The following is a 10,852-nucleotide window of genomic DNA, read 5'->3' as shown; positions in this document are numbered from 1 at the left end:
TTTGTAACTTGACAGGTTACGGGTCAGAAACTATGTTGCTGTCAATTTTAAGGGTGCGGACGGATGCCTGCCATTCGTTCGGTTTTGAGGAGGGGTAGCCTCGTGTCTGACGAAGATCAGCAGTCAGAAAACAGGCACAAGTCTCTGGAAGACCTGGGCACCCGCTTGCAGGCGGCCCGAAAGGCTCAGGAAGGTAAAGAGTCCCAAGGTCCCCGAAAAGCAAGCGCCTATGGTTCGGCGGTACGGCTTGTATCAGAGCTGGTTGCCGGGCTGGTAGTTGGGCTGATGCTCGGGCTGTTCATGGATGAATGGCTGGGTACCGGTCCCTGGCTTTTGATAGTATTTTTGTTTCTTGGCATCGGTGCCGGGATTATGAATGTGCTCAAAGCGGCCAAAAAAATGCAGTCTGACCTGCATCTGGACGCCGGGCATGAAAGTGAAAAAAACTGATTAACCCGTTAATCAGCTTGTGAAGAGGAAGTAAAAAGTGGCCAGCCCGCTCTCGCAGTTTGAAGTCTCAGAAATGGTTCCGCTGGAACTTGCCGGATACAACGTCTCCTTCACCAATTCTTCCCTGTTCATGGTCATTACCCTGGTTCTGGTCAGCCTGTTTATGCTGGGCGGCATGCGCCAGGCGTCCATGGTGCCGGGGCGCTGGCAGGTGATGGTGGAAATGTGTTACGAGTTTATCGCCAAGATGATCAATGACACAGCCGGCTCGGAAGGGCGCCGTTATTTTCCCTTCGTCCTGACCCTTTTCATGTTCATTCTGTTTGCCAACCTGATCGGTATGCTGCCGCTGTCACATATCATCCCCGGGTTGCATATCTTTACCGTGACCAGCCATATTGCCGTCACCTTCGCCATGGCCCTGTTCGTGTTCCTCGGCGTAACCATTATCGGCTTTATCAAGCATGGTATCGGGTTCCTGAAATTCTTTGTGCCTGGTGATGCACCGCTGGCTCTGCTGCCGCTGCTGGTTGTGATCGAGATCGTGTCCTATCTCTCACGCCCCGTCAGCCTGTCTGTCCGACTGTTCGCCAATATGGTGGCCGGCCATACCATGCTGAAAGTGTTCGGCGGTTTCGTGGTCAGCCTTGGCGCCCTTGGCGGCGTGCTGAGCATCGCCGGCCTTCTGCCCTTCTCATTCATCGTGGTTCTGACCGGTCTTGAACTGCTGGTGGCCTGCCTGCAGGCCTATGTGTTCGCAGTCCTGACCTGTATCTACCTGAATGACGCCCTGCACATGCACTAGGATGTGCGGGCAAAAGTGAATTTGTGATTTGGTTTAATTTGTCAAAATAAAAGGAAATTAAAATGGAAGTCGAAGCTGCAAAAATGATTGGTGCCGGTCTGGCTTGTTCTGCTCTGATTGGTGCCGGTATCGGTATCGGTGTAATTTTCGGTAACTATGTTTCCGCCGCTATCCGTAACCCTTCTGCTGCTGGTCCGGTTTTCGGTCAGGCCATGCTGGGCTTTGCTCTTGCTGAAGCTACCGGTCTGTTCGGTCTGGTTATTGCCTTCATCATCCTGTTCGTATAACCGAAACTTTCACCTTACCGGTTAAACGCTAACAGGCCTGATCCCCGAAAGGGATCAAGGAGAGAAGACAATGCCACAATTAGATCCGGCAGTATTTGCCCCGCAGATTTTCTGGCTGGCGATCGTATTCGCGGTGCTGTACCTGATTATGCATTACAGCATCGTGCCCAAGGTCTCCGACGTTCTGGAAAAACGCCAGAACCGTATTGCCAACGATCTGGAAGAGGCTGAAAAACTGCAACGTGAGGCAGAGGAAGCCCGCATCGCCTATGAAAAGGCGCTGCAGGAAGCGCGGGACAACGCCACCTCCACCATCGCTGCCAAACGGGAAGCTATCAAGCTGGAAGTGGAAGCAAAATACAACGAACTGAGCCAGAAGCTGAATGTCGAGGCAGAGGAAGCGGCTGGCCGCATCCTGGCTGCCAAGGAAAAGGCCATGGAGGATGTTCGTACGGTTTCCGCAGATCTCTGCAAGGACATCGTAGCCCGTGTTGCCAAACTGGAACTTGATGATGCGGCAATCGGCAAGGCCGTCGAAGGCAAACTTGCCGACGCTGTAAAGGAGAAGGCAAATGGCTGATCCCGTCAACGAGCTCGAGCACGCCGCCACGGAGCATTCCACCGAAGTGGCCCATGGCGAAGGTCATGGCTATGCACACTGGTATGAAGATCCCTCAGTTTGGGTGGATGCCGCTGTTGCCCTGTTCTTTGTGCTGATCGTCTGGAAAGGCGTCCACAAAATCTTCGCCAAAATGCTGGATGACAAATCCAGGGCGATTGAGGAAGAACTGGATAATGCCCGTACCCTGCGGGAGGAAGCCTCCGCCCTGCTGGCTAAATACCAGCGGGACCAGCGCGAAGCCGAGCTGACAGCGACCGAGCTTCTCGCCAATGCAGAAGCCGAAGCCAAGACCCTGCACGAGGAATCCGCGCAGCACATCGAGGAAATGGTGGAACGCCGGACCCGCCTGGCACGGCAGAAAATCCAGCAGATGGAAGCTGCCGCGCTCAAGGAAATCCAGCTGACTGCCGCTGACGTGGCGGCGTCTGCCGCCCGCGAGCTGATTGCCGGCAACCTGAAGAAAGCCGACCAGGACGCCCTGCTCAGGGACGCCATCGACGGTCTGGACAGACAGGTTCACTAGGCTCCGCCTCAGGTTCAAAACAATTATAGGAACCCGGATGGTCATGCGACTGTCCGGGTTTTTGTTATTTACATGTCCAACTTTTGATTCTCGTCAATGCGCCCGCCCACGGAAAATGGTAAGAATCACCTGCTTATCAACTTAAGGCAGGAGGTTTTTATGACGGATAAAGTGAAAGAAACCAAAGTGCCGGAGAGTAGCCCGGAAGAAACTTCAGTATTTCATCCCCTGGCCAGTTTGCGCCGGGATATCGACCAGCTGTTCGGCGACTATGGCCGTGGCTGGGGAAATTTTTTCAACCGCCCGCTGAGTATGGGCAAATTTTCCCTCAATCCCAGCACGGATATTACCGAGACCAAGGAAGCGTTCGAGATTTCCGTCGAGCTGCCCGGGCTTGAGGACAAGGATGTGGTGCTCAGCCTCAAGGACAATGTGCTTACCCTTAAAGGCGAAAAGAAAGAAGAACGCGAAGAGAAGAAAACCGACTATCACCTGACTGAAAGAAGCTATGGGTCCTTCCAGCGTTCCTTCACCCTGCCGCCCAATGTAGACCCGGAGGCCATCCATGCCGACTTCCACAAGGGGGTGATGACCATCCTGTTGCCCAAGACCGAGGTCCATGAGCCCGAAAAGCGGACCATCGAGATCAAGTCCCGTTAACAAGTTTTCCTCCCCAACTGAAGGCCTTTACGGCTTGTGCCGGTTTCCGCCAACGGAAACCGGCCTTTTTTGTCTTCTGTAACGTCTCGGACAGACTTTGCCTTGACAGCGCCATGTTCTTTTGATTCTTTAGGACAAACAGGAGTAGCTGACTTTGGCGAGAATGATACTGGCAGTAGTGCTTTTACTGGCCGTGGCGGGATGTTCCACGACACCGCCGCGCAACGTGGCCAACAGTTGCGAGATTTTCCGCGAGAAAAGCAGCTGGTACAAGGCCACCAAGGCGTCACAGAAACGCTACGGCACACCGATCCATGTGCAGCTCGCCATCATCCGTCAGGAATCCAGTTTCAAACATGACGCCAAGACCGAGCGCAATTATATCCTTGGCCTGATCCCTTGGGGGCGCAAGTCCTCCGCCTATGGCTACGCCCAGGTCAAGGACGGCACCTGGGACTGGTACCGGCAGAAGTCGGGCAACCGCGGGGCCAGCCGGGACGATTTCAGTGATGCGGTGGATTTTGTCGGCTGGTACACCAACCTGACCCAGCGCCGGCTCGGTATCTCCAAATGGGACGCCTATAACCAGTATCTGGCCTACCATGAAGGGCAGGGCGGCTGGAAGCGCGGCACCTACAAAAAGAAGGGTTGGCTGATGAAGGTGGCGCGCAAGGTTGAGCGCAATGCCAAGACCTATGCCGCCCAGCTCAAGACCTGCGAGGACGACCTGGATTCAGGATTCTGGCTGTGGCCGTTCTAGCGGCTACTGCTCTTCCCCGGTGCGGAACCAGCCGGTGATGCTGTAGCGCCCGCCCTGGGCATAGGGGGTGACGTAACTGACCGCATGGGGCTGGGGCACGCGCAGGATGTTGAGCGCATTGAAGGCCGGGGTGAAGCCCTCGGAAATATTGCCGTCTTGATCGATGAACTGCAGGATGCCGCCCCAGTCAGGGCGCCACTGCGGGGTCATGTTGATGACATAGGCGGCGACCCGGGATTTGCCATAAACGTCGTCGCTGTGGTCGGACAGGAAATGGCCGGGCCGGAACAGGGTGCACTGGGCGTCGGCAAAGCTGATGTCGTCCCGTCCGGTCACGGTGCGGCCAAGGGCCAGGAACTCTTCGCTATTGACGAAATCCAGCACCTGGTTGACGGCCAGTTCCGGATTGAGGCCCTGTTTGCGGGCGTCGCTCAGGGAATAGGCGTTAAACACATACTGGAAATCAAAGGCCGCCTTCTGGCTGATATGGGTCAGCAACAGTTGCCGCTGGGTCTCGTTCAGGGCCTCCACCTGCAGCTGGTGCAGGGTATGGCCCTTTTCCCCGTCATTGAAGTTGGTCTGCCAGGGAATATCACTGCTGAGCCAGCCATGCAGGGCAGCGGCGCTGTCGTCCGGCATCAGGCCGATGATATGGGCCCGGCCGCGCTCCCGAAAGGTGCGGGCGTGCGTCTCGAGGTCAAGATCGGGGGACAGTTTCAGTGTCATGCGTCCTCGTTGTTCCCAAAACCATAGGAGCGATCCACCCGGGCCACATGGGCGGTATAGCTCTCATACCATTTCTCCCGGCCCATTTTCTGCGCCAAACGATGCTCGCTGACCTGCTTCCAGGCCAGAATGCTTTCCTCGTCCTGCCAGTAGGAGACGGTGATCCCCTCCCGGCTTTCCGGATCGCGCACGCTGTCCATGCCCAGATAGCCGGGTTGCTGTTGGGCCAGCTCTACCATCGCGGCGGCCATTGCGGCATAGCCCTCATTATCCTCGGTAGTTCGTCGATTGGGAAAAATCACGGCATAATAGGGTGGTTTTGGCGGCATGGCCTCATTCCCCTCCGGTAAAGACCCTGCCCCGGGCCATGACAAAGGCCGGTTTCCGCAAGGTAGAGATATTGTCCAGCGGATTTGCGTCGGCGGCAATGATATCGGCGCTTTTGCCCACTGAAATGGTACCGGCAATGTCGGAAATGCCCAGCAGGTCGGCGGCACTGACAGTGGCGGCCACCAGCACGGCGCGCTCCGGCATGCCGGCCTGGACCATCAGCTCCAGCTCGCGGCCGTTGATGCCGTGTTTGCTGACCCCGCTGTCGGTGCCGAAGGCGATCTTGACGCCGCCCTTGTAGGATCGGCTGAGGGCATCCATGATCGCCGGGCCCACTCGCCGCGCCTTGTCCGCCTGGGCGGGAGAAAGAACCCCGGGCACATCCGCCATCTCGGCGGCGGTAATACCGGCCAGGACGGTCGGCACATGATAGGCGCCGGTCTTCTTGAACAGCCTGATGCTTTCCTTGTCCAGGTAGGTGCCGTGTTCTATGCTGTCGACACCGGCGCGGAGCGCCGCATTGATGCCGTCCGCATTATGGGCGTGGGCGGCCACCTTGCGGCCCATGGTGTGGGCAGTCTCGACGATGGCTTTCTGTTCCGCATCGGTGAACTGCTGGCCGGTGCCGGCGGCAATATTGCTGAGTACGCCGCCGGTGGCGACAAATTTGATCACATCGGCGCCGAATTTAACCTGGTCGCGCACCGCCCGGCGGCAGTCGTCGGCGCCGTTGCAGATGCCGCTGTTGGGCTCGATCACCCCTTTGCGGTAACCGTTGGTATCGCCATGGCCGCCAAGCGGGGAGATGGTATAGCCCGCAGAAAGAATCCGCGGTCCCTCAACAAAACCGTCCCGGATGCCGTCACGCAGGGCAAAAATGCCGTCCCGCGGACCACCCACATTGCGGATGGTGGTGAAGCCGGCCGCGAGGATACGTTTGCCGAACAGTACCCCATGGATACCGAGATCGGCTTCGGTCAGGGTGACTTCCTCAATCCGGTTGTTTTTGCCCAGTTCGCCGGTGACATGGGTGTGGCTGTCGATCATGCCCGGCATGACGAATTTGTCTTTCAGGTCGATGATCGCGGCATCCTCCACGCCGTCAAAGTCGGCAGCGGTCAGGTAACCGTCGCGCACGGCAGTGATAACATCATTCCTGACCAGGATGGTTTGTTCCGTTTTCACCTTGTCGCGGGCATCGGCCAGCAACGTTCCGGCATGGATGATCTGGTAGCTGTCGCCGGCCAGGGCAACAAAAGGCGTGAGCAGGACGAGGGCCAGGGCCCCCAAGGCAGTCTTAAAAGGTGTCATTTCCAATCCCCATGGAGAGTCATTTTTCTTAATTAGGCGAAGAGATTAGCACTCTTTCGCCGGGCGGGGAAGGGGAGCGCTAAGCAATTTTTCTTTTCAAGTCGGGGCAAATGTCATACAAATGAAAGAAAAAAGAAACGGGAGCCTAAGGGAGAACAATGAAATGCAGGTGAAGTCCCTCTTCAGTTTGACACTGTCTGCCGTGGCAATGATCGCCATGACCGGCTCCGCCCATGCGCTCGGCGCCGGGGACGAGCTTGACAGTTCCTCCGATCCCGTTTCCTATTCCCTGCAGGACACACCTGATCATATCGGCGCCTGCAGCGACCTCATTATCCACGCCTACCAGGCCCAGGGCATCGACCTCGATCAACTGGTCGAGCAGGATATGGCGCAGGCCCGTGGCGACTATCCCGATGACTGGGGTTTTGCCGCCACCGGCACCGGGGAAAACAGGGTCACCAACCTGGCCACCTATTTCAAACGCCATGGTTTCGCCCTGCCGACCGGTGGTTATGAGCCCGGCGACCTGGTGACCTGGACCGTTTCCGGTTCCCACACCCACATCGGCATCGTCATCGCCGACACCTCCGCCGACGGTACACCGCTGGTGGTGCATGACGCCGAGGGCGGCCCGGAAGTGGAAGACGTGCTGGCGAAACAGGCCGTCACCGGCCATTACCGGTTCCTGCCGGAGTAGGCTCTAGCTTTCCCCAAATCCCCCGCCGCCGGGGGTTTCAATGACAAAGACATCGCCGGGATGCATATCGGTTTCGGCGGCATGATCCAGCAGTTCCTCCGTGCCGTCGGCGCGGATCACACGGTTGACGCCGGCCGCGCCCGCCTCGCCGCCGGCAACACCGGGGGGCGGGACCCGGCGGTGGTTGGAGATGATCGCTGCCTGCATGGCCCGGAAAAAACGGATCCGCCGCACCACCCCGTCGCCGCCTTTATGCGCGCCCGCGCCGCCGCTGCCCCTGCGGATGTGGAACTCCTCCAGCAGCACCGGATAGCGCCATTCCAGCACCTCGGGATCGGTCAGGCGCGAGTTGGTCATATGGATCTGGATCGCGCTCTGGCCGTTTCCCTTGGCGGTGGCGCCCATGCCGCCGGCGATGGTTTCGTAATATTGCAATTCGTCGTCGCCGAAGGTGAAATTATTCATGGTGCCCTGGCTTGCGGCCATGACGCCGAGGGCGAGGAACAGGGCATCCACAATGCACTGGCTGGTCTCCACATTGCCCGAGACCACAGCGGCCGGCGGTGTGGGATTAATCATGCTGCCTTCCGGCACGATGATGTCGATCGGCTTGAGGCAGCCTTCGTTCATGGGAATGTCGTCATCGACCAGGCAGCGGAACACATAAAGCACCGCGGCGCGGCAGATGGCGAGCGGGGCGTTGAAATTACTGGCGAGCTGGTCCGAGGTGCCGGTGAAATCGACGGTGGCCTGCCTGGCGGCCCGGTCGAGGGAAATGTTCACTCGGATCACCGCGCCATTGTCGAGCGGATAGGCGTAGCTGCCGTCGGAGAGCTTGTCCAGCGCCCGGCGCACGGCTTCCTCGGCATTGTCCTGCACATGGCCCATATAGGCGCGCACAACGGGCAGGGTGAATTCCGCGATCATGCGGTCCAGCTCGCACACGCCCTTTTCATTGGCGGCGATCTGGCCCTTCATGTCGGCGATGTTTTGCGCCACATTGCGGGCCGGGTAGGGGCCGCTCTGCAGGTGCGCGGTCAGTTCCTGCTCCCGGAATTCGCCGTCTTTGACCAGCTGGAAATTATCAAACAGGATGCCTTCCTGGCTGATGTTCGTGGAGAGCGGCGGCATGCTGCCGGGGGTGAGGCCGCCGATGTCGGCATGATGGCCGCGGGTGGCGAGGTAGAACAGCGGCTCCTTCTGATCCCCAAAATAGGGACTGATCACGGTGACGTCCGGCAGGTGGGTGCCGCCGTGATAGGGGTCATTGAGCACATAGACATCACCGGGGGACATGGTCCCGGTCCGGGCGCGGATGATGGCCTGGACGCTGGCGCCCATGCTGCCGAGATGGACCGGCATATGCGGCGCGTTGGCGACCAGGTTGCCGTCGCCATCAAACAGGGCGCAGGAGAAATCGAGCCGCTCCTTCATATTGACCGAATGGGCGACATTTTCCAGCACCGCGCCCATCTGCTCGGCAATGGACATGAACAGATTGTTGAAAATCTCCAGCATCACCGGGTCGGCTGCGGTGCCGATCGCCTGGGTGCGGGCGAGCTCTTCGACCCGTTCCAGCACCAGGTTGCCGTGCTCATCGAGGGTGCCCTGCCAGCCGGGTGGCAACAGGTTGGTGCCGAGCCCTTCCAGGATCACCGCCGGGCCCATGATCTTCTCATCGGGCGCGAGGGCGTCCCGGTGCAGGACGGTGGCCTCGACCCATTTGCCACCCAGATAGATTTTACGGGTGGTGCGGGCCGGGAGCTCTTCGGCGGGGGTGAAAGTGGTGCCGGTAATTGCTTCGCCGCCGCCCGCCGCCTCGGCGCTTAAGGATTCCACAATCAGCGCCTTGTCCGGACTGATAAAGCCGAACTGCTGTTTGTGCTGCTCTTCAAAGGAACTGCGGATGTCTTCAAGTCCACCAAGGGGCACTGTAAGGGTGCTGTCGCTGCCCCGGTATTTGACCTGCAGGCTGACCCGGCAGGCGGGCTCGATGACGCCCTGATGAATGAGCTCTCCGGTGGCCTCATGGCTTAGCCGCTCGGCGGAGGCCTCGATCTCCAGCATGGTGTCGCCCGCAAGCGGCAGTTCCAGCGCCGCTTCGCTGATATTTCTCAGGTCGGCAAGGCCGATGCCGTAGGCGCTCAAAACCCCCGCGAGCGGATGCAGGAACACTTTTTTCATGCCGAGCCGGTCGGCGACCAGACAGGCATGCTGACCGCCGGCGCCACCGAAACTCACCAGCGCATAGCCGCTGACGTCATAGCCCTTCTGGGTCGAGATTTTCTTGATGGCGCTGGCCATATTCTCCACCGCGATGGCGAGGAAACCTTCGGCCATGTCCTCAATGCTCTGCGGGGCGAGCCCGGCGGCTTGCATCTTCGCCTCCATGGCCTCGAATTTCTCTCTCACCACTTTGCGGTCGAGCGGTTGGTCCGCCTCGGGCCCGAACACATGGGGGAACTGGTCCGGCGAGATGCGGCCCAACAGCACATTGCCGTCGGTCACGGTGAGCGGTCCGCCGCGCCGGTAGGCGGCCGGGCCCGGATTGGCCCCGGCGCTGTCGGGTCCGACACGAAAACGGCTGCCGTCGAAGCTCAGCACCGAGCCGCCGCCCGCGGCCACGGTATGGATATGCATCATCGGGATGCGCATGCGCACGCCGGCGACCCGGGTCTCGAAGCTGCGTTCGTATTCGCCCCGGTAATGGGTGACGTCGGTGCTGGTGCCGCCCATGTCGAAGCCGATGATTTTCGGATGGCCCGCCTGTTCCGCGGTCTTGGCAGCGCCGACAATGCCGCCCGCCGGGCCCGACAGGATCGCGTCGCGGCCCTGGAAGTGGTCGGCATGGGCCAGACCGCCGTTGGACTGCATGAAATAAAGCGGCACACCCTCCAAAGCGTCCTGCACCCGGTCCACATAGCGGCGCAGCACCGGGGTCAGGTAGGCATCGACCACGGTGGTGTCGCCCCGGCTCACCAGCTTCATCAGCGGGCTTACCTCATGGCTCATGCTGATCCGGGTGAAGCCGGCTTCCCGGCACAGGGCGGCGATCTGTTGTTCATGGTCGGGATAGCGGTAGCCGTGCATGGAGACGATGGCGACGGCGTGAATGCCGTGGGTCTGGGCCTCGACCAGCTGCGGCTCCAGGTCGCTGAGGTTCAGCGGCGTGATCACGGTGCCGTCGGCGCCGATCCGTTCCTCCACCTCGATCACCCGTTCATACAAGAGCTCCGGCAGCTCCACATTGAGGGCAAAGAGCTCGGGCCGGTTCTGGTAAGCGATGCGCAGCGCGTCCTTAAAGCCTTTGGTGATCAGCAGCAGGGTGCGGTCGCCCTTGCGCTCCAAAAGCGCATTGGTTGCCACCGTGGTGCCCATCTTGACGCTTTTCACCCGGGAAGAGGGGATCTTGTCCTCGGGCCCTAGCCGCAAGAACAGGCGGATGCCGTGCAACGCCGCATCCTCATACTGTTCCGGATTTTCACTGAGCAGTTTTTTGGCGTGCGTCACCCCGTCCGGGTCCCGCGCCACCACATCGGTGAAGGTCCCGCCCCGGTCGATCCAGAACTGCCATTTTTGCTCACTGCTGCTCATGCCTAAAATTTAGCAGGAAGCCGGGGAGAGGGGAAGAGGGTGAACAGAAATCAATGAGATGTTTGGTGTTGGTTGTGATTTGTA

General features: G+C 59.4%; 12 protein-coding genes. 8 read left to right on the top strand and 4 right to left on the bottom strand.

Translation table 11 applies throughout. The features are described 5' to 3' along the window. Positions 1-102: 102 nt before the first annotated feature. From FIV46_RS16230 to FIV46_RS16200, 7 genes are all read left to right on the top strand, one after another. Positions 103-450: an AtpZ/AtpI family protein gene (locus tag FIV46_RS16230; protein WP_181163278.1), complete on the top strand. Its 348-nt coding sequence runs from the start codon at positions 103-105 to the stop codon at positions 448-450. A 37-nt stretch (positions 451-487) separates the two neighbouring features. After that, positions 488-1,255 (top strand): F0F1 ATP synthase subunit A, encoded by a 768-nt coding sequence (locus tag FIV46_RS16225; RefSeq protein ID WP_139941968.1) that lies wholly within the window; start codon positions 488-490, stop codon positions 1,253-1,255. A gap of 62 nt (positions 1,256-1,317) precedes the next feature. Beyond that, positions 1,318-1,542 (top strand): F0F1 ATP synthase subunit C, encoded by a 225-nt coding sequence (locus FIV46_RS16220; RefSeq protein ID WP_139941967.1) that lies wholly within the window; start codon positions 1,318-1,320, stop codon positions 1,540-1,542. A 70-nt stretch (positions 1,543-1,612) separates the two neighbouring features. Next, entirely contained in the window at positions 1,613-2,122 is a 510-nt protein-coding gene (locus FIV46_RS16215; protein ID WP_139941966.1) for a F0F1 ATP synthase subunit B family protein, read from the top strand. Next, positions 2,115-2,687: a F0F1 ATP synthase subunit B family protein gene (locus FIV46_RS16210; protein ID WP_139941965.1), complete on the top strand. Its 573-nt coding sequence runs from the start codon at positions 2,115-2,117 to the stop codon at positions 2,685-2,687. The genes FIV46_RS16215 and FIV46_RS16210 overlap by 8 nt, the downstream gene beginning before the upstream one ends. A gap of 159 nt (positions 2,688-2,846) precedes the next feature. Next, positions 2,847-3,347 (top strand): Hsp20/alpha crystallin family protein, encoded by a 501-nt coding sequence (locus tag FIV46_RS16205; RefSeq protein ID WP_139941964.1) that lies wholly within the window; start codon positions 2,847-2,849, stop codon positions 3,345-3,347. Positions 3,348-3,510: 163 nt separating this feature from the next. Then, entirely contained in the window at positions 3,511-4,107 is a 597-nt protein-coding gene (locus FIV46_RS16200) for a transglycosylase SLT domain-containing protein (RefSeq protein WP_139941963.1), read from the top strand. 3 nt (positions 4,108-4,110) lie between these two features. Here the strand turns inward: FIV46_RS16200 and FIV46_RS16195 are convergent, their stop codons facing one another. The 3 genes from FIV46_RS16195 to FIV46_RS16185 are packed head-to-tail and all read right to left on the bottom strand — an operon-like array spanning position 4,111 to position 6,474. Further along, positions 4,111-4,833 (bottom strand): 2OG-Fe(II) oxygenase, encoded by a 723-nt coding sequence (locus FIV46_RS16195; RefSeq protein WP_139941962.1) that lies wholly within the window; start codon positions 4,831-4,833, stop codon positions 4,111-4,113. Beyond that, complete coding sequence (locus FIV46_RS16190) at positions 4,830-5,162, bottom strand: antibiotic biosynthesis monooxygenase family protein (protein ID WP_139941961.1); 333 nt, start codon at positions 5,160-5,162, stop codon at positions 4,830-4,832. The genes FIV46_RS16195 and FIV46_RS16190 overlap by 4 nt, the downstream gene beginning before the upstream one ends. 4 nt (positions 5,163-5,166) lie before the next feature. Then, positions 5,167-6,474: a metal-dependent hydrolase family protein gene (locus FIV46_RS16185; RefSeq protein WP_139941960.1), complete on the bottom strand. Its 1,308-nt coding sequence runs from the start codon at positions 6,472-6,474 to the stop codon at positions 5,167-5,169. 163 nt (positions 6,475-6,637) lie between these two features. On the opposite strand from FIV46_RS16185, the gene FIV46_RS16180 reads away from it, so the two are divergent. Then, positions 6,638-7,174, top strand: a complete 537-nt coding sequence (locus tag FIV46_RS16180) for a DUF1287 domain-containing protein (RefSeq protein ID WP_181163277.1) — start codon at positions 6,638-6,640, stop codon at positions 7,172-7,174. Between the two features lie 3 nt (positions 7,175-7,177). On the opposite strand, the gene FIV46_RS16175 is transcribed toward FIV46_RS16180, so the two are convergent. After that, positions 7,178-10,768, bottom strand: a complete 3,591-nt coding sequence (locus FIV46_RS16175; RefSeq protein WP_139941958.1) for a hydantoinase B/oxoprolinase family protein — start codon at positions 10,766-10,768, stop codon at positions 7,178-7,180. Positions 10,769-10,852 lie beyond the last annotated feature (84 nt).

The sequence above is a fragment of the Emcibacter nanhaiensis genome (assembly GCF_006385175.1).
Classification (GTDB): domain Bacteria; phylum Pseudomonadota; class Alphaproteobacteria; order Sphingomonadales; family Emcibacteraceae; genus Emcibacter; species Emcibacter nanhaiensis.
The sequence above is the reverse complement of the archived record's forward strand: the minus strand, read 5'-3'. Positions and strand labels throughout refer to the sequence as shown.

What these genes read in the sequence shown, in the direction of transcription:
- FIV46_RS16220 (WP_139941967.1), top strand. Translation starts at nt 1,318, where the DNA reads ATGGAAGTCGAAGCTGCAAAAATGATTGGTGCCGGTCTGGCTTGTTCT.
- FIV46_RS16215 (WP_139941966.1), top strand. Translation starts at nt 1,613, where the DNA reads ATGCCACAATTAGATCCGGCAGTATTTGCCCCGCAGATTTTCTGGCTG.
- FIV46_RS16210 (WP_139941965.1), top strand. Translation starts at nt 2,115, where the DNA reads ATGGCTGATCCCGTCAACGAGCTCGAGCACGCCGCCACGGAGCATTCC.
- FIV46_RS16205 (WP_139941964.1), top strand. Translation starts at nt 2,847, where the DNA reads ATGACGGATAAAGTGAAAGAAACCAAAGTGCCGGAGAGTAGCCCGGAA.
- FIV46_RS16200 (WP_139941963.1), top strand. Translation starts at nt 3,511, where the DNA reads ATGATACTGGCAGTAGTGCTTTTACTGGCCGTGGCGGGATGTTCCACG.
- FIV46_RS16195 (WP_139941962.1), bottom strand. Translation starts at nt 4,833, where the DNA reads ATGACACTGAAACTGTCCCCCGATCTTGACCTCGAGACGCACGCCCGC.
- FIV46_RS16190 (WP_139941961.1), bottom strand. Translation starts at nt 5,162, where the DNA reads ATGCCGCCAAAACCACCCTATTATGCCGTGATTTTTCCCAATCGACGA.
- FIV46_RS16185 (WP_139941960.1), bottom strand. Translation starts at nt 6,474, where the DNA reads ATGACACCTTTTAAGACTGCCTTGGGGGCCCTGGCCCTCGTCCTGCTC.
- FIV46_RS16180 (WP_181163277.1), top strand. Translation starts at nt 6,638, where the DNA reads ATGCAGGTGAAGTCCCTCTTCAGTTTGACACTGTCTGCCGTGGCAATG.
- FIV46_RS16175 (WP_139941958.1), bottom strand. Translation starts at nt 10,768, where the DNA reads ATGAGCAGCAGTGAGCAAAAATGGCAGTTCTGGATCGACCGGGGCGGG.